The organism is Serratia sp. SM04, assembly GCF_040280225.1.
Classification (GTDB): domain Bacteria; phylum Pseudomonadota; class Gammaproteobacteria; order Enterobacterales; family Enterobacteriaceae; genus Serratia; species Serratia sarumanii.
Genome location: NZ_JBEOQT010000008.1, coordinates 103,002 through 119,931 on the forward strand (window position 1 = coordinate 103,002; position 16,930 = coordinate 119,931).

15 protein-coding genes and 1 riboswitch are annotated in these 16,930 nt (G+C 59.6%); of the genes, 9 read left to right on the forward strand and 6 right to left on the reverse strand.

All coding sequences use genetic code 11. The annotated features are described in order from the left end of the window. Window positions 1-203: 203 nt before the first annotated feature. Complete coding sequence (gene argE, locus ABTW55_RS13180; protein WP_060423745.1) at window positions 204-1,349, reverse strand: acetylornithine deacetylase; 1,146 nt, start codon at window positions 1,347-1,349, stop codon at window positions 204-206. Between the two features lie 216 nt (window positions 1,350-1,565). Between argE and argC the strand changes: the two genes are divergently transcribed. The 4 genes from argC to argH all read left to right on the forward strand — a co-directional run bounded on the left by argC (window position 1,566) and on the right by argH (window position 6,052). Then, on the forward strand, window positions 1,566-2,570 hold the full coding sequence (argC, locus tag ABTW55_RS13185; protein WP_033636428.1) for an N-acetyl-gamma-glutamyl-phosphate reductase: 1,005 nt from the start codon (window positions 1,566-1,568) through the stop codon (window positions 2,568-2,570). Window positions 2,571-2,590: 20 nt separating this feature from the next. Then, a complete protein-coding gene (argB, locus tag ABTW55_RS13190) occupies window positions 2,591-3,364 on the forward strand; it encodes an acetylglutamate kinase (protein ID WP_060423749.1) in 774 nt (257 codons plus the stop codon). Window positions 3,365-3,389: 25 nt separating this feature from the next. Further along, window positions 3,390-4,610, forward strand: coding sequence for an argininosuccinate synthase (locus ABTW55_RS13195; protein ID WP_033649897.1), 1,221 nt, complete (start codon window positions 3,390-3,392; stop codon window positions 4,608-4,610). Window positions 4,611-4,678: 68 nt separating this feature from the next. Beyond that, the gene (gene argH / locus ABTW55_RS13200) at window positions 4,679-6,052 is read left to right on the forward strand and encodes an argininosuccinate lyase (protein WP_033636426.1); all 1,374 of its coding nucleotides are present in this window, start codon (window positions 4,679-4,681) and stop codon (window positions 6,050-6,052) included. 36 nt (window positions 6,053-6,088) lie between these two features. Here the strand turns inward: argH and ABTW55_RS13205 are convergent, their stop codons facing one another. The 3 genes from ABTW55_RS13205 to ABTW55_RS13215 form a co-directional block, all read right to left on the reverse strand. Next, window positions 6,089-6,415, reverse strand: coding sequence for a type II toxin-antitoxin system HicB family antitoxin (locus ABTW55_RS13205; protein ID WP_033649898.1), 327 nt, complete (start codon window positions 6,413-6,415; stop codon window positions 6,089-6,091). Window positions 6,416-6,597: 182 nt separating this feature from the next. Then, window positions 6,598-8,046, reverse strand: a complete 1,449-nt coding sequence (locus ABTW55_RS13210; RefSeq protein ID WP_060423752.1) for a dihydrolipoyl dehydrogenase — start codon at window positions 8,044-8,046, stop codon at window positions 6,598-6,600. 72 nt (window positions 8,047-8,118) lie between these two features. Continuing rightward, window positions 8,119-8,850, reverse strand: a complete 732-nt coding sequence (locus ABTW55_RS13215; protein ID WP_019452251.1) for a glutathione peroxidase — start codon at window positions 8,848-8,850, stop codon at window positions 8,119-8,121. A gap of 151 nt (window positions 8,851-9,001) precedes the next feature. Here ABTW55_RS13215 and oxyR point away from each other — a divergent pair, with 151 nt between their 5' ends. Next, on the forward strand, window positions 9,002-9,919 hold the full coding sequence (gene oxyR / locus ABTW55_RS13220; RefSeq protein ID WP_033636422.1) for a DNA-binding transcriptional regulator OxyR: 918 nt from the start codon (window positions 9,002-9,004) through the stop codon (window positions 9,917-9,919). On the opposite strand, the gene sthA is transcribed toward oxyR, so the two are convergent. After that, the gene (gene sthA, locus ABTW55_RS13225) at window positions 9,902-11,299 is read right to left on the reverse strand and encodes a Si-specific NAD(P)(+) transhydrogenase (protein ID WP_004931047.1); all 1,398 of its coding nucleotides are present in this window, start codon (window positions 11,297-11,299) and stop codon (window positions 9,902-9,904) included. The two genes, oxyR and sthA, sit on opposite strands and share 18 nt — an antisense overlap. Before the next feature lie 217 nt (window positions 11,300-11,516). Between sthA and fabR the strand changes: the two genes are divergently transcribed. After that, a complete protein-coding gene (gene fabR, locus ABTW55_RS13230) occupies window positions 11,517-12,149 on the forward strand; it encodes an HTH-type transcriptional repressor FabR (protein ID WP_004931044.1) in 633 nt (210 codons plus the stop codon). 15 nt (window positions 12,150-12,164) lie between these two features. Beyond that, window positions 12,165-12,536: a YijD family membrane protein gene (locus ABTW55_RS13235; protein WP_025304650.1), complete on the forward strand. Its 372-nt coding sequence runs from the start codon at window positions 12,165-12,167 to the stop codon at window positions 12,534-12,536. Window positions 12,537-12,570: 34 nt separating this feature from the next. Here the strand turns inward: ABTW55_RS13235 and trmA are convergent, their stop codons facing one another. Continuing rightward, window positions 12,571-13,674, reverse strand: coding sequence for a tRNA (uridine(54)-C5)-methyltransferase TrmA (trmA, locus tag ABTW55_RS13240; protein WP_060423755.1), 1,104 nt, complete (start codon window positions 13,672-13,674; stop codon window positions 12,571-12,573). 122 nt (window positions 13,675-13,796) lie between these two features. Beyond that, window positions 13,797-14,010, forward strand: a riboswitch (cobalamin riboswitch). Window positions 14,011-14,078: 68 nt separating this feature from the next. On the opposite strand from trmA, the gene btuB reads away from it, so the two are divergent. Both btuB and murI read left to right on the forward strand, forming a co-directional pair. Then, a complete protein-coding gene (gene btuB, locus ABTW55_RS13245; protein WP_060423757.1) occupies window positions 14,079-15,950 on the forward strand; it encodes a TonB-dependent vitamin B12 receptor BtuB in 1,872 nt (623 codons plus the stop codon). Beyond that, window positions 15,895-16,758: a glutamate racemase gene (gene murI, locus ABTW55_RS13250; protein WP_047570068.1), complete on the forward strand. Its 864-nt coding sequence runs from the start codon at window positions 15,895-15,897 to the stop codon at window positions 16,756-16,758. Before btuB ends, murI begins: the two co-directional genes overlap by 56 nt. Window positions 16,759-16,930 lie beyond the last annotated feature (172 nt).

Here is a 16,930-nt window from a genome sequence, read left to right on the forward strand (position 1 = left end):
TCAGGCGCAGACCGCCTGCCTGATCACATCGCGTTCCTGTCCAATCGTCAATTGACACTATTTTTAGCAAAAAAACATCAAAATCGGCGCATTTTCTGAAATTTAATTACGCCGCATCGGTTATCAGCGTGGCTTATTTCGCCGTTTTCTACTTATTTTGAGTTAGGGGAAGCATAGCGCGTTTCCCCTGTTAAATGTCGGGTTTACTGCCGGCAAAAGTGATTGACCAGCTGGCCCAGCAGTTTGCGCGTCGGTTCGATAAACGCGGTGTCGATGTATTCGTCCGGCTGGTGGGCCTGATCGATGGAACCGGGCCCGAGCACCAACGTCGGGCAGACCTGCTGCACGAACGGCGCTTCGGTGCAGTAGTTGACCACCTGCGTGCGGGTGCCCAGCAGCTCCTCGATCACCGCCACCATGCGGTGGTCGGTCGGGCATTCGTAACCCGGCACCGACGCGTGCAGCTCTTCGATGGTCAGGCGGCCCGGCCAGCGTTGGCTCACCGGCTCCAATGCCTGATGCATCAGCTCGTTGATGTTGTCGAGCGTCATGCCGGGCAGCGGGCGGATATCCAGGTGCAGCTCGCAGCAGGCGCAGATGCGGTTGGCCGCGTCGCCGCCGCTGATATGGCCGAAGTTCATGGTGGGATAAGGCACGGCGAACGCCGGATTGTTGTAGCGCTCCTGCAGGGTTTTGCGCAGCTCCATCAGGTGGCCGATGGATTCGTGCATCAGATCGATGGCGTTGACGCCGCGCGCCGGATCGCTGGAGTGGCCGGACTGGCCGACGATGCGAATGGCGTTGGCCATGTGGCCCTTGTGTGCGCGCACCGGCTGCAGCGAGGTCGGTTCGCCGATGATGGCGAAATCCGGACGAATGGCGGTGGAGGCGGCGAAATAACGCGCGCCGGCCATCGTCGTTTCTTCATCTGCGGTCGCCAGAATGTACAGCGGCTTGGTCAATTTGCTCGCGTCGATGTCGCGCACCGCATCCAGAATAAAGGCGAAGAAGCCTTTCATGTCGGCGGTGCCCAGGCCGTAGAGCTTGTTGTCGTGCTCGGTCAGGGTGAAGGGATCGCGCGTCCAGCGGCCTTCGTCGTAAGGCACCGTATCGGTATGGCCGGCCAGCAGCAGGCCGCCGCTGCCTTCGCCGATGCTGGCCAGCAGGTTGAATTTGTGGCGCGATTCCGGCACCGGCTGCACGTCGACGCGAAAGCCCAGGTCGGCAAACCAGCCGGCCAGCAAGTTGATTAACGCCTCATTGCTCTGATCGAGGCCGGCATCGGTGGCGCTGATCGACTTCGTTGCGATCAACGCCCGGTACAGCTCAATAAATGGAGGTAATTTCATCTTCACTGTTGACAGCCTTTGGTTAGGATAGTATCAATATTCATGCATTTATTTTGAATAAAAATACAGTAAGCCGACGCGTAAGGGAACCCGATACCCGGATGTTTATAAAAGCATCAACGCCAGGCTCCGTGGGTGAACGGCGCAACAACGCTGGCTAGCCCTGTTACCTGGGTCGCAAGCGACCGCACGTCAGTTTAGAAGGTGAAAGGCCACATGTTGAATACGCTGATCGTTGGTGCCAGCGGTTACGCCGGAGCGGAGCTCACGGCTTACCTGAATCGCCACCCACACATGAACATAACCGCTTTAGCGGTTTCAGCGCAAAGTGCAGATGCAGGAAAGTTGCTTTCCGATCTCCATCCCCAGTTGAAAGGCATCGTCGATCTGCCGCTGCAGCCGTTGACCGACGTCGCCAAGGCGGCGCAGGGCATCGACGTGGTGTTCCTCGCCACCGCTCATGAAGTCAGCCACGATATCGCACCGGCCTTCCTGGCGGCGGGCTGCGTGGTGTTCGATCTGTCGGGCGCCTTCCGCGTGCAGGACGCCGATTTTTATAGCCAGTACTACGGTTTCGAGCATCAGCATGGCGCCCTGCTGGAGCAGGCGGTGTACGGCCTGGCGGAATGGCAGAGCGACAAGATTAAACAGGCGCAGCTGATTGCCGTGCCGGGCTGTTACCCGACGGCGGCGCAGCTGGCGCTGAAACCGTTGATCGAAAAACAGCTGCTGAACCTCGACCAGTGGCCGGTGATCAACGCCACCAGCGGCGTCAGCGGCGCCGGGCGCAAGGCCAGCATGACCACCAGCTTCTGCGAAGTGAGCCTGCAGCCGTACGGTATTTTCACCCACCGGCACCAGCCGGAGATCGCCGCGCACCTGGGCGTGCCGGTCATCTTTACGCCGCACCTGGGCAACTTCCCGCGCGGCATCCTTGAAACTATCACCTGCCGCCTGAAGGCCGGCGTGACCGCGCAGGACGTGGCCGCCGCCTATCACGCCGCCTATGACGACAAGCCGCTGGTGCGGCTGTACGACCAGGGCGTGCCGGCGCTGAAAGCGGTGGTGGGGCTGCCGTTCTGCGACATCGGCTTTGCGGTGCAGGGCGAGCATCTGATTGCCGTGGCGGTGGAAGACAACCTGCTGAAAGGCGCGGCGGCACAGGCGGTGCAATGCCTGAATATCCGTTTCGGCTTCCCGGAAACCCAGTCACTCCTTTAAACCAGCGTGAGTAAACAGCAATGAACCCGTTAATTATCAAGTTAGGTGGCGTGTTATTAGACAGTGAAGAAGCGCTGGAGCGTCTGTTTACCGCGCTGGACAGCTACCGGCAGCAGCATCAGCGCCCGCTGGTGATCGTGCACGGCGGCGGCTGCGTGGTGGACGAACTGATGAAGCAACTCTCTTTGCCGGTGGTGAAAAAGAACGGCCTGCGGGTCACGCCGGCCGATCAGATCGACATCATCACCGGCGCGCTGGCCGGCACCGCCAACAAAACGCTGCTGGCGTGGGCGATTAAACACCAAATCAACGCCGTCGGCCTGAGCCTGGCGGACGGCGGCAGCGCAGTCGTGACCCCACTCGATCCGGCATTGGGCCACGTCGGCAACGCGCAGCCCGGTTCCCCCGCGCTGCTCAATATCCTGCTGAGCGCCGGCTACCTGCCGGTTGTCAGCTCCATCGGCATCACCGCCGATGGGCAGTTAATGAACGTGAACGCCGATCAGGCGGCGACGGCGCTGGCGGCGACGCTGGGGGCGGATCTGATCCTGCTGTCGGACGTCAGCGGCATCCTCGACGGCAAGGGGCAACGCATTGCGGAAATGACGGCGCAAAAAGCGGAACAACTGATCGCGCAAGGCATTATCACCGATGGTATGGTGGTGAAGGTGAATGCGGCGCTCGACGCTGCCCGCACCCTCGGCCGCCCGGTGGATATCGCCAGCTGGCGCCATGCCGATCAGCTTCCTGCTTTGTTTAACGGCGTGTCGATTGGCACCCGGATCCTCGCTTAATTTTAGAATTAGAAAGGAATAGATCATGCAAAACCAAGGCATCAAAAAAATCGTTCTGGCGTACTCCGGCGGCCTGGATACCTCGGCCATCATTCCATGGCTGAAAGAGAACTACGGCGGCTGTGAAGTGGTGGCGTTCGTGGCGGACATCGGTCAGGAGCGCAGCGATCTGGAAGGCGTGGAGCAAAAAGCCCTGCAGTCCGGTGCCTCTGAATGTCACGTGGTCGATCTGCGTGAAGAATTTATCCGCGATTACGTTTATCCGGTGCTGCAGACCGGCGCCCTGTACGAGGGCAGCTACCTGCTGGGCACCTCGATGGCGCGGCCGATCATCGCCAAGGCGCAGGTCGAGCTGGCGTTGAAAGTGGGGGCCGACGCGCTGTGCCACGGTGCGACCGGCAAAGGCAACGATCAGGTGCGTTTTGAGACCACCTACACCGCGCTGGCACCGCAGCTGAAAGTGGTGGCGCCGTGGCGTGAGTGGAATCTGCGTTCCCGTGAAGCGCTGCTGGATTACCTGAAAGAGCGCAACATCCCGACCACCGCGTCGCTGGAGAAGATCTACAGCCGCGATGAAAACGCCTGGCACATCTCCACCGAAGGCGGCGTGCTGGAAAGCCCGTGGAATGCGCCGAACAAAGATTGCTGGGTGTGGACCGTCGATCCGCAGGAAGCGCCGGACCAGCCTGAGCAGGTGACCGTGACCGTTGAGAAAGGCCGCGTTGTGGCGGTTAACGGTAAAGCGCTGTCGCCGTACCAGTGCCTGGAAACCCTGAACGCGCTGGGCGCCAAACACGGCGTCGGCCGTATCGACATCGTGGAAAACCGCCTTGTGGGCATCAAATCCCGCGGCTGCTATGAAACCCCGGGGGGCACCATCATGGTGGCGGCGCTGCGCGCCGTCGAGCAGCTGGTGCTGGACCGCGACAGCTTCAAATGGCGCGAGCAGCTGGGCCTGGAGATGTCTTATGTGGTGTACGACGGCCGCTGGTTCGCGCCGCTGCGCCGCTCGCTGCAGGCCTCTGCCGAAGCATTGGCTGAAGAGGTGAACGGTGAAGTGGTGCTGCAGCTGTACAAAGGCCAGGTGACGGCGATCCAGAAAAAATCCGCCAACAGCCTGTACTCCGAAGAGTTCGCCACCTTCGGTGAAGACGAAGTTTACGATCACAGCCACGCGGGCGGCTTTATCCGCCTGTTCTCTCTGTCTTCACGCATCCGCGCGTTGAACGAGAAAAAGAATAAATAATCGATTGGCGTGACTCTGCAAGGGCGCAGCATGCTGCGCCCTTTCGCATAAAAATTCAGGAGTAAGATATGGCACTTTGGGGCGGACGGTTCACTCAGGCGGCGGATCAGCGGTTCAAGCAACTCAACGATTCGCTGCGGTTCGATTATCGCCTGGCGGAGCAGGATATCGTGGGCTCGGTGGCCTGGTCGAAGGCGCTGGTGACCGTTAACGTGTTGACGGCAACGGAGCAACAGCAGCTGGAGCAGGCGCTGAATGCGCTACTGACGGAAGTTCAGGCCGATCCTTTGGCGATCGTCCAAAGCGATGCCGAAGACATCCACAGCTGGGTGGAGCAGAAGCTGATCGAGAAGGTCGGCGATTTGGGCAAGAAGCTGCACACCGGCCGCAGCCGCAACGATCAGGTCGCGACCGATCTGAAGCTGTGGTGCAAACAGCAAGTCGGCGATCTGCATCAGGCGATCGTCCAGCTGCAGCAGGCGCTGGTGGAGACCGCCGAAGCCAACCAGGATGCGGTGATGCCGGGGTATACCCACCTGCAACGCGCGCAGCCGGTGACTTTCGCGCACTGGTGCCTGGCCTATGTCGAGATGCTGGCGCGCGATGAGAGCCGCCTGCAGGATACCCTGAAACGGCTGGACGTCAGCCCGCTGGGCAGCGGCGCGCTGGCCGGCACCGCTTATCCTATCGATCGCGAGCAGTTGGCCGGCTGGCTGGGCTTCGCCTCGGCGACCCGCAACAGCCTGGACAGCGTATCCGATCGCGATCACGTGCTGGAGCTGCTGTCCAACGCCGCCATCAGCATGGTGCACCTGTCGCGCTTCGCCGAAGACCTGATCTTCTTCAACAGCGGTGAAGCGGCATTTGTCGAGCTGTCCGACCGCGTGACCTCCGGCTCTTCGCTGATGCCGCAGAAGAAAAACCCGGACGCGCTGGAGCTGATCCGCGGCAAGTGCGGCCGCGTGCAGGGCGCGCTGACCGGCATGATGATGACGCTGAAAGGCCTGCCGCTGGCGTACAACAAAGACATGCAGGAAGATAAAGAAGGGCTGTTCGACGCGCTCGACACCTGGATGGACTGCCTGCAGATGGCGGCGCTGGTGCTGGACGGCATTCAGGTGAAGCGCCCGCGCTGCCAGGAAGCGGCGGAGCAGGGCTATGCCAACGCCACCGAACTGGCGGATTACCTGGTCGCCAAGGGCGTGCCGTTCCGCGAGGCGCACCATATCGTCGGCGAGGCGGTGGTAGAAGCGATTCGCCAGGGCAAACCGCTGGAAGCGCTGCCGCTGGCGGACTTGCAGCAGTTCAGCGCAACGATCGGCGACGACGTTTACCCGATCCTGGCCTTGCAATCCTGCCTGGACAAGCGTGCGGCCAAAGGCGGCGTCGCGCCGCAGCAGGTGGCCGCGGCAATCGCCGCAGCGAAACAGCGTTTGGCTTGACGACGATAAGGGCGGCCCGGTGCCGCCCTTGAACCTCTATCCCGCCAGGCGTGCGCACAGATAACGGTTCAGGCTCACGCCTTCCTCCATCGCGCCGATCGCCAGCCGCCGATGCTGTTCCGGCGTCATGCGCAACACCAGTTTTCCGCTGAAGTTCTTTTCCGCCAGCGCCTGCGGCGGCGTTTCACCTTGCGCCAACATATCGTCGATCGTTTCGCTCACCACTTTTTCGATACCCTCCAGCGCGCCGGTACGCGTGGCCGCCAGCCAGGACAACGAGGGGAATTCGGCGCACAGCCCGACATATTCACGATCTTCCGCTGACCAGGTGATGCGATAGGTATAGTGTTCATGCTTTTCCATGTTCTTCCTCCATTCTGGCTGCCTGCTTTATTCTAGTATCGTTATTGGTATCACTTCAATGTCGAAGCATAAAAAATGAACGCAGAAGGGCCGTGAGGCAAGAGGAGGGAGGAAAATGTGGAAAGTGCTGCGCAAAAAAACCGGGCCTGAAGGCCCGGTGGGGATGAACGGAGAATGAGAGGTTATTCGCCCGGGCAGCGCTGGCAGCGCTCGATTTCGGCCGTGCCGAGTTTGAGCTTCGCCTGCAGGTCACGCAGCGCGGTGCGCAAGCCTTCCTCGATCACCGGGTGATAGAACGGCATGTCCAGCATCTGATCGACGGTCATCTGTTGCTGATGCGCCCAGGCCAACAGGTGCGCGATGTGTTCGGCGTCCGGGGCGATCATTTCCGCGCCGAGGAAACGGCCGGTGCCTTGCTCGCCGTAGACGTGCAGAATGCCTTTGTTGCGCAGCATCACCCGCGAGCGGCCCTGATTCTCAAACGAGACCTTGCCCACTTCAAAGCAACCGCAGGCGCTGAACTTCTCGCTCAGCTCGCGGAAGGTCGAGCCGACCATGGCGATCTGCGGATCGGAGAACACCACTGAAATCGCGCTGCGGCGCAGGCCCGGATTGATCTCCGGGAAGCTGCCGGCGTTGGCGCCGGCGATGCGCGCCTGATCGCTGGCCTCATGCAGCAGCGGCAGCTGGTTGCTGGCGTCGCCGGCGATGAAAATATGCGGCACGCTGGTTTGCATCGTCAGGCGGTCGGCCAACGGCACGCCTCGGGCGTCGAGCTGTAAGCCGGTGTTTTCGAGGCCCAGCCGATCGACGTTGGGGCGGCGGCCGGTGGCGGCCAGCACGTAGTCCACCAGGATCTCCTGTGGTTGGCCCTGCAGATCCCGATAGCGGATAAATACGCGGTCGCCTTCGCGCTGCATCATCTCTACCTTCACGTCGGCGTCGAGATAGAACTCTTCCCCCAGCGCGTTGGCGGCGTAGTCGCGCACGGCGCTGTCGGTCAGCGGCCCGACGGCGCCGCCGATGCCGAAGACCTTGGTGTCGACACCGAGGCGGTGCAGCGCTTGCCCCAGCTCGAGCCCGATGACGCCGGGGCCGAATACCGCTACGGACTGCGGCAAATCATCCCAGTTGAACAGATCGTCGTTGACGATCAGACGATCGCCCAGTTCGTTCCACGGCGCCGGCCAGCTGGGGCGGGAACCGGTGGCGATCACGATGCGCTGCGCCACGATGCGCGTATGCTCGTCGACCTGCAGCGTGTTGTCGTCGATAAAGCGGGCATAGCCCTGAATTTTGTCGCCGGCCGGGATCTCGTCCACGCCTTCCAGCACGAAGCCGACGAAGCGATCGCGTTCGCGTTTGACGCGCGCCATCACTTCGCGCCCGTCGATGCGGGTTTTACCGGTTGGGTGCACGCCAAAGCCCGGCGCGCGTTCGATTTGATGTACCGCTTCGGCAGCGGCGATCAGCAACTTGGATGGCATGCAGCCAACGCGCGCACAGGTGGTGCCGTAAGGCCCGCCTTCGATCATCACCACGCTGGGGGTAGACAGTTTGGCCGCGCGATAGGCGCCGAGCCCTGCGGTGCCGCCGCCGATGACCGCAACATCAACGTTCAACAGTTTCATATCCGCTCCTGAAAGGTAAAAAAAGGGCGGGCCGTAGCCCGCCAAAGTTCACGTTGGCTTTGTTATTACTTATTAAGCTGACAGGAAAGTTTCCAGATCGTCGCTGCCGCCGATGTGACGGCCGCCGATGAACACTTGCGGCACCGTGGCGCGGCCGCTGACGGCGCGCAGGCTGACGGTGGTGGCGTCTTTGCCCAGTACGATCTCTTCATACTGAATGCCGCGCTCTTGCAGCATTTGCTTGGCTTTGGCGCAGAATGGGCAGCCCGGCTTGGTGAACAGGGAGACCGACTCCTGCACTTTGAATTCCGGCGCCAGGTATTTCAGCATGGTGTCGGCGTCGGACACTTCAAACGGGTCGCCCGGCTTGTTCGGTTCGACGAACATTTTCTCGACCACGCCGTCGCGCACCAGCATCGAGTAGCGCCATGAACGCGGGCCAAAGCCCAGATCCGCTTTCTCGACCAGCATGTTCATGCCTTTGGTGAATTCACCGTTGCCGTCCGGCACGAAGGTGATGTTTTCCGCATGTTGATCGGCTTTCCAGGCGTTCATCACGAAGGTATCGTTCACCGAGACGCACAGAATGCCGTCGACGCCGTGCTGCTTGAATACGCTGGACAGTTCGTTGTAGCGCGGCAGATGGCTCGAAGAACAGGTTGGCGTAAATGCGCCCGGCAGCGAGAACACGATAACGGTTTTGTTTTTGAACAGGTCATCAGTGGTCACATCAATCCATTGGTCGCCCTGACGGGTGTGGAAAGTAACCTGAGGAACTTTCTTGCCTTCTTGACTGGTAAACATTGATTAACCCCTTAATTAGCAAAATTAATTTTTAGCATTTAGCGCGATATCGCTTCGTTGGGACACATTATTGTCGCTGGGGGTTGATAGATCTAATCGCTCATTGCTATCTTATCTATCGCCATGAGCTATCATGGAATGGAGGGAAACAATGAATATTCGTGATTTAGAGTATCTGGTCGCCTTGGCCGAGCACCGGCACTTCCGCCGCGCGGCCGATTCATGCCATGTAAGCCAACCCACGCTGAGCGGGCAGATCCGCAAGCTGGAAGACGAGTTGGGCGTCATGCTGCTCGAGCGCACCAGCCGCAAGGTGCTGTTCACCCAGGCGGGTCTGCTGCTGGTGGAGCAGGCGCGTACCGTGCTGCGCGAAGTGAAAGTATTGAAGGAGATGGCCAGCCAGCAGGGCGAAGCCATGTCCGGGCCGCTGCACATCGGCCTGATCCCGACCGTGGGGCCTTATCTGCTGCCGCAGATCATCCCGACGCTGCACAAAACCTTCCCGAAACTGGAAATGTACCTGCACGAAGCGCAAACCCAGCAACTGCTGGCGCAACTCGACAGCGGCAAATTGGACTGCGCCATTCTGGCATTGGTGAAGGAAACCGAGGCGTTTATCGAAGTGCCTCTGTTCGATGAACCGATGAAGCTGGCGGTGTATTCCGATCACCCGTGGGCGCAGCGCGAGCGCGTGGCGATGCCGGATTTGGCGGGAGAGAAGCTGCTGATGCTGGAGGATGGCCACTGCCTGCGCGATCAGGCGATGGGCTTCTGCTTCCAGGCGGGCGCGGACGAAGATACCCACTTCCGCGCCACCAGTCTGGAAACGCTGCGCAATATGGTCGCGGCCGGCAGCGGCATTACCCTGCTGCCGTCACTGGCGGTGCCGCCGCAGCGCGAACGCGACGGCGTCTGCTATCTGGATTGCTACAAGCCGGAACCGAAGCGCACCATCGCGTTGGTGTATCGCCCCGGTTCCCCACTGCGCAGCCGTTATGAGCAGTTGGCCGAAGCGATCCGCGAGCACATGCAGGGCTACATCGACAACGCGTTAAAACAGGCGGTTTAAGCCGTTAAGCGCCGCCACCCGGTAGGCTTCGGCCATGGTCGGATAGTTGAAGGTCGTATTAACGAAATACTCGATAGTATTGCCTTCACCTTTCTGTTCCATGATCGCCTGACCGATGTGGATGATCTCCGCCGCACGCTCGCCGAAGCAGTGGATCCCGAGGATCTGCAGGGTGTCGCGATGGAACAGGATCTTCAGGCTGCCTACGTTCATCCCGGCGATCTGCGCGCGCGCCAGATGCTTGAACTGGGCGCGGCCCACTTCATACGGCACCTTCATCGCCGTCAGTTCCTGCTCGGTTTTGCCGACGGAGCTGATTTCCGGAATGGTGTAGATGCCGGTCGGGATATCTTCGATTAGGTGACCGCTGGCTTCGCCGGAAGCGATCGCCTGCGCGGCGATGCGGCCCTGATCGTAGGCGGCGGAAGCCAGGCTCGGATAGCCGATCACGTCACCGACCGCATAGATGTGCGACAGCGCGGTTTGGTACATGCTGTTCACCTTCAGTAGCCCGCGGCTGTCCGATTCCAGGCCGACGTTTTCCAACCCCAGCGAATCTGTGTTGCCGGTACGGCCGTTGGCGTACAGCAGGCAGTCCGCTTTCACCTTCTTGCCGGACTTCAGGTGCACGATCACGCCGTCTTCGGTGCCTTCAATCTTCTCGAACTCCTCGTTGTGGCGGATCACCACGCCGTTGTTCCAGAAGTGGTAAGAGAGCGAATCCGACATCTCCTGATCGAGGAATGCCAGCAGGCGATCGCGGGTGTTGATCAGATCGACCTTGACGTTCAGACCGCGGAAGATAGACGCGTATTCGCAGCCGATCACCCCGGCGCCGTAAATGATCACGTGGCGCGGTTCATGGCTCAGCTCGAGAATGGAGTCGCTGTCATAGATGCGCGGGTGATTGAAATCGACGCTGGCCGGGTGATAAGGGCGCGAGCCGCAGGCGATCACGATGTGGTCGGCGCGGATGGTGTCCTGGGTGCCGTCCATATAGCTGACGCTGACGGTGTTGGCGTCGATGAAGCGCGCGTCGCCGGCGAACAGTTTGCACTGGTTCCGCTCATAGAACCCTTGGCGCATGCGGGTCTGCTGGCTGATGACGTTATCGGCGTGGCGTAAAATGTCAGGGAAGGTCGCGCTGAGCGTGCGCGAGTTGTTGTAAAGTGGGTTCTGGTTGAATTCGATAATGCGGCTGACGGCGTGGCGGAGGGCTTTGGAAGGGATGGTGCCCCAGTGGGTACATCCGCCGCCTACGTTGTTGTACCGTTCGATAACGGCCACGCGGGCGCCCTGTTTCACCAGCCCCATGGCGGCACCTTCACCACCAGGGCCCGAGCCAATCACAATGGCATCAAATTGATAGTGCTGTTGCATGTAGGAGAGACCTGTTTTTTATACAAGATTACAACGGTATCTTAACATCATAGCGCTGCTCACCCAATCACCATTAGGCTTTTTGAGGCAAAGCACAATCGGCTCAGGGCGGAAGTGTGATAGAGCGCGTTAGTATAAATGCTGTTGCAATAAAATTTGCTATATTGCCGAGTCTAGGGCGTTAGACTGAGAGAATGGAACCTATCCGGATATGCATATGGGCGTCAGAGCACAACAAAAAGAACGGACTCGTCGTTCCCTGATCGAAGCCGCATTCAGCCAGCTGAGCGCCGAACGCAGCTTCGCCAGCCTGAGCCTGCGGGAAGTTTCACGCGAGGCGGGCATCGCGCCCACGTCGTTTTACCGCCATTTCCGCGATGTGGATGAGCTGGGGCTGACCATGGTGGACGAAAGCGGCCTGATGCTGCGTCAGTTGATGCGCCAGGCGCGCCAACGCATCGCCAAGGGCGGCAGCGTGATCCGCACCTCGGTGTCCACCTTTATGGAATTTATCGGCAACAACCCGAACGCCTTCCGCCTGCTGCTGCGAGAGCGTTCCGGCACGTCGGCGGCATTCCGTGCGGCGGTGGCGCGCGAGATCCAGCATTTCATCGCCGAACTGGCGGACTACCTCGAGTTGGAAAACCACATGCCGCGCAGCTTTACCGAAGCGCAGGCGGAAGCGATGGTCACCATCGTGTTCAGCGCCGGCGCGGAAGCGCTGGATATCGACGTCGAGCAGCGGCAGCAGCTGGAAGAGCGGCTGGTGCTGCAGCTGCGGATGATCTCCAAAGGGGCGTATTACTGGTATCGTCGCGAACAAGAAAAAGCTTCTGTGTCCCACGTATAAAAAAGGTAAAAAATGATGGAAAAACCAGGCCGTGAAAATGGCACCTTACTGCTGGCGTTGATTGCCGGCCTTTCGATCAACGGTTCGTTTGCCGCGCTGTTCAGCTCGGTGGTGCCGTTTTCGATCTTCCCGCTGATCGCGTTGGTGCTGGCGGTGTACTGCCTGCATCAGCGTTACCTGAACCGCGCCATGCCGGACGGCATGCCGAAGCTGGCGGCGGCCTGTTTCCTGCTGGGGCTGCTGCTGTACAGCGCCATCGTGCGCGCCGAATATCCGCAGATCGGCTCCAACTTCCTGCCGTCGGTGATCTGCGTGGCGCTGGTGCTGTGGATCGGGATGAAACTGAAGGCGCGCAAGGCGCCGGATGCGCCGACCCAAGAGTCGTAATGAAACGGGGCGCCATGATGGCGCCCCTGTCGTATCAGCGGTGCTTTTCCAGCAGCACGCCGCATTCCATGTGATGGGTATACGGGAACTGATCGAACAGCGCCAGGCGGCTGACCCGGTGCGTGGCCTGCAGCGTTTCCAGGTTGGCGCACAGCGTTTCCGGATTGCATGAGATATAGAGAATGCGCGGGTAGGCCTGCACCATCTTCACCGTTTCCTCGTCCAGCCCGCTGCGCGGCGGATCGACGAAAATCGTCTCGCAGTTGTAGCCGCTCAGATCGATGCCTTTCAATCGGTTGAATTCGCGCACCCCGTTCATCGCCTGAGTGAAGTCTTCCGCCGCCATGCGAATGATCTGCACATTGTCGGTATGGTTGGCAGCGATGTTGTATTGCGCCGCCGCCACCGACGGTTTGGCGATCTCGGTCGCCAGCACGCGCTCGAAATTGCGCGCCAGCGCCAGCGAGAAGTTGCCGTTGCCGCAATACAGCTCCAGCAAATCGCCTTTGGAACCGGCGGTCACCGCTAGCGCCCATTCCAGCATCTGCACGTTCATGGCCGCGTTGGGCTGAGTAAAGCTGTTTTCCACCTGGCGGTAGATCATGTCGCGGCCGGCGACCGGCAGTACTTCGTCAACATAATCCTGGTCGAGCATGATTTTGGTCTTCGACGCCCGGCCGATCAGCTGCAGGTCGAAACCCTGCGCGCGCAGATCGTCACGCAGCTGCTCGGCGCGCCGTTGCCAAACGTCATCCAGCTTGCGGTGGTACAGCAGCGAGGCGATGATTTTGCCGCTTTGCGTCGACAGATAATCGATCTGGAACAGCTTGTGGCGCAGGATCGGTTCCGGTTTCAGCGCGGCGATCAGGGCGCTCATCAGGCGGTTGATCAGTTCGCTGGCGGCCGGGAAACGATCGACGCGAATACGCTGCTTGGTCTGCTGATCGAACATGATGTGGTACATGTCGTCCGCGTCGTGCCAGATGCGGAATTCGGCGCGCATGCGGTAGTGATCGACTGGCGAGCGGAACACTTCCGGCTCGGGCGCCGCGAACGGTGACATCAACGTCTTCAGGCGGGCGACTTTCTCCGCCAGTTGGTCATCGTAACGTTCAATAGGCAAATTCTCGGGCGTCATGTGTGTCTTCTCGTCAGGCAAATTTGATCAGCGGGGATTGTAGGGAATCAGCCCGTGAAGTCCAGTTTTGTCGCGTTTATTATTTGTAACATTAGTAGCAGTCTAGACATCTATTTTCATTGATCGTAGCATTGCCGTCCGGCCTCAAGCAGCGAGTGAAAAGGGAATCCGGTGTGAATCCGGAGCTGACGCGCAGCGGTAAGGGGAAGTCACGGCGATAGCGTTTCGACGCAGACACTGTCCATTGCAGGATGGGAAGTCATCGCCCGTTGCCGGTCGCGCCCCGCGGCCTGCAAATCCCAAGCCCGAAGACCTGCCGGTGTTACGTCGCAATGTCCGTGGCCGTCGCGAACTACCGGCCATGATCCTGCGGCATCCGCCAATTAAGTTTGGATGCTTTTCTCATGACAATTACAAAAAATACGCTGCTGGCGGTGGTTTCCTCCGTCACGGCTTTTTCTGGATGGGCGCAAGACAACACCTCAACCACGAATGGCGATAACCTGGTGGTGACCGCCAACCGCTTCCCGCAGCCGGTTTCTTCCGTGCTGGCGCCGACTTCCATCGTCACCCGCAACGATATCGATCGCTGGCAGGCCAAGAGCCTGACCGACGTGATGCGCCGCCTGCCGGGCGTAGATGTTGGCCAGAACGGCGGGCTGGGGCAAAAGAGCTCGCTGTTTATTCGCGGCACCAACTCCAGCCACGTGCTGGTGCTAATTGACGGCATTCGCCTTAACCAAGCGGGCGTCAGCGGTTCTTCCGATCTTAGCCAAATCCCAATTTCGCTGGTGCAGAAAGTCGAATACATCCGCGGCCCGCGTTCGGCGGTGTACGGCTCCGACGCCATCGGCGGCGTGGTCAACATCATTACCACCCGCGAAAAGAACGGCACGACGCTTTCCGCCGGCCTCGGCTCCAACGGCTATCAATCCTATGACGCGTCGACCCAACAGCAGCTGGGCGACAGCACCGTGGCGACGGTGGCGGGCGACTACACCTATACCAAAGGGTATGACGTGGTGGCCTATGGTAGTACCGGTATGCAAAGCCAGCAGGATCGCGATGGTTTTATGAGTAAATCACTGTATGGTGCGCTTGAGCATCAGTTCAGCGAATCGGTCAGCGGTTTTGTACGTGGGTATGGCTACGACAACCGCACGGCGTACGATAGTTACTATTCCTCTCCGGCCAGCTCTCTGCTAGATACTCGCAAGCTGTACAGCCAAACCTGGGATACCGGATTGCGTTATAAAGAAGGCATTTACGCAACACAATTGACCGGCAGCTACAGCCATAGCAAGGATTACGATTACGATCCTCGCCGCGGTATGCATGACAGCTCGGCCAGCCTGGTGGATTCCGAACAGTACAACCTGCAGTGGGGCAATACGCTGCAGGTTGGACAGGGTACCGTAAGCTCTGGCGTCGACTGGCAGCAACAGAAAATCAAACCGGACTCCACCACCGTAAAGGGTGAAAAAAGCCAACGTGATGCAGGCATCTATCTGACCGCGCAGCAACTGGTTGGCCCGGTGACGCTGGAAGGCGCGGTTCGGGGTGACGATCATTCCGAGTTTGGCTGGCACGGCACCTGGCAAACCAGCGCGGCCTGGGAGTTCGTCGAGGGATACCGTTTTATCGCGTCGTATGGCACGGCGTTCAAAGCACCCAATATGGGCCAGCTATACGGCAACTTTGGCAATAACACCGATCTGAAGCCGGAAGAAAGCAAGCAGTGGGAAGGCGGTTTTGAAGGGCTGACCGGGCCGGTGACCTGGCGCATCTCCGGTTATCGCAACGACATCGACAATTTGATCGATTCGACGGGGGAAACCAACTACGTCTACTACAACGTGGGTAAGGCGACCATCAAAGGGATTGAAGCTACGGCCTCGTTTGATACCGGCCCGCTGACGCACCAGATTGGTTACGATTATGTCGATCCGCGCAACGCAAAAACTCACGAAGTGCTGCTGCGCCGCGCCAAACAGCAGGTGAAATATGAGCTGGACTGGCAGCTGTATGACTTTGACTGGGCGGTGACTTATCAATATTTGGGTCAACGTTATGACAAGGACTACAGTACCTATCCGGAGCAGAGCGTGAAACTCGGCGGCGTGAGCCTGTGGGATCTCGCAGTTTCGTATCCGGTCACATCTCATCTGACAGTTCGTGGTAGAATTGCCAACCTGTTTGATAAAGATTATGAGACGGCCTATGGCTACGCTACTCCAGGAAGAGAATACTACCTCACTGGAAGCTATACCTTCTAACAGCACCGCCACACCTCGCCCGACGGTGCTGGTTTTCGATTCCGGCGTCGGCGGGCTGTCGGTATATCAGGAGATTCGGCAGTTGCTGCCGGATCTCCACTATATATACGCTTTCGACAACGTGGCGTTCCCCTACGGCGAGAAGTCCGAAGGGTTTATCGTTGAGCGCGTGTTGGAGATTGTCGGCGCAGTGCAGCAGCGGCATCCTCTGGCGATTGTCGTCATTGCCTGCAACACCGCCAGCACCGTTTCCTTGCCGGCCCTGCGCGAGCGTTTCAGCTTCCCGGTCGTGGGCGTGGTGCCCGCCATCAAGCCTGCCGCCCGTCTTACCGTTAACGGCATCGTCGGCCTGTTGGCGACCCGCGGCACCGTACAGCGCAGCTACACCCACGAACTGATTTCCCGTTTCGCTACCGACTGCAAGATTGAACTGCTGGGCTCTTCAGAGCTGGTGGAGTTGGCGGAGGCCAAGCTGCACGGCGAAGCCGTGCCGTTGCCGGTACTGAAGAAGATCCTGCATCCGTGGCTGAGCATGCGCGAGCCGCCGGATACCGTCGTGCTGGGCTGCACCCATTTCCCTCTATTAGCTGAAGAGCTGATGCAAGTGTTGCCGGAAGGCACCCGGCTGGTGGATTCCGGCGCGGCGATTGCCCGTCGTACCGCCTGGCTCATCTCGACGCAGGAAAATCTGGTCTCGAGCCAGGAAGAGAATCTGGCCTATTGCATGGCGTTGAATGAAGATACTGACGCTTTATTGCCCGTTTTGCAGAGCTACGGCTTTAAATCGTTGAAAAAACTGCCGCTTTAACGGTGTTTTGGTTAAACATTCAACGGTCGGAAAAAATATTGAAAATAGGGGTTGCGGCCTGCCGAGAACTCCCTATAATGCGCCTCCACTGACCGGGAACAACGACTGACAAGCCGCCGGGTCAGCGAGAAGACAGCGAAATAAACGCTTGACTCTCCGGGCTAAAAGCGTA

Excerpts from the sequence above, each read along its gene's own strand:
- argE (WP_060423745.1), bottom strand. The coding sequence starts at position 1,349 with ATGAAATTACCTCCATTTATTGAGCTGTACCGGGCGTTGATCGCAACG.
- argC (WP_033636428.1), top strand. The coding sequence starts at position 1,566 with ATGTTGAATACGCTGATCGTTGGTGCCAGCGGTTACGCCGGAGCGGAG.
- argB (WP_060423749.1), top strand. The coding sequence starts at position 2,591 with ATGAACCCGTTAATTATCAAGTTAGGTGGCGTGTTATTAGACAGTGAA.
- ABTW55_RS13195 (WP_033649897.1), top strand. The coding sequence starts at position 3,390 with ATGCAAAACCAAGGCATCAAAAAAATCGTTCTGGCGTACTCCGGCGGC.
- argH (WP_033636426.1), top strand. The coding sequence starts at position 4,679 with ATGGCACTTTGGGGCGGACGGTTCACTCAGGCGGCGGATCAGCGGTTC.
- ABTW55_RS13205 (WP_033649898.1), bottom strand. The coding sequence starts at position 6,415 with ATGGAAAAGCATGAACACTATACCTATCGCATCACCTGGTCAGCGGAA.
- ABTW55_RS13210 (WP_060423752.1), bottom strand. The coding sequence starts at position 8,046 with ATGAAACTGTTGAACGTTGATGTTGCGGTCATCGGCGGCGGCACCGCA.
- ABTW55_RS13215 (WP_019452251.1), bottom strand. The coding sequence starts at position 8,850 with ATGTTTACCAGTCAAGAAGGCAAGAAAGTTCCTCAGGTTACTTTCCAC.
- oxyR (WP_033636422.1), top strand. The coding sequence starts at position 9,002 with ATGAATATTCGTGATTTAGAGTATCTGGTCGCCTTGGCCGAGCACCGG.
- sthA (WP_004931047.1), bottom strand. The coding sequence starts at position 11,299 with ATGCAACAGCACTATCAATTTGATGCCATTGTGATTGGCTCGGGCCCT.
- fabR (WP_004931044.1), top strand. The coding sequence starts at position 11,517 with ATGGGCGTCAGAGCACAACAAAAAGAACGGACTCGTCGTTCCCTGATC.
- ABTW55_RS13235 (WP_025304650.1), top strand. The coding sequence starts at position 12,165 with ATGGAAAAACCAGGCCGTGAAAATGGCACCTTACTGCTGGCGTTGATT.
- trmA (WP_060423755.1), bottom strand. The coding sequence starts at position 13,674 with ATGACGCCCGAGAATTTGCCTATTGAACGTTACGATGACCAACTGGCG.
- btuB (WP_060423757.1), top strand. The coding sequence starts at position 14,079 with ATGACAATTACAAAAAATACGCTGCTGGCGGTGGTTTCCTCCGTCACG.
- murI (WP_047570068.1), top strand. The coding sequence starts at position 15,895 with ATGGCTACGCTACTCCAGGAAGAGAATACTACCTCACTGGAAGCTATA.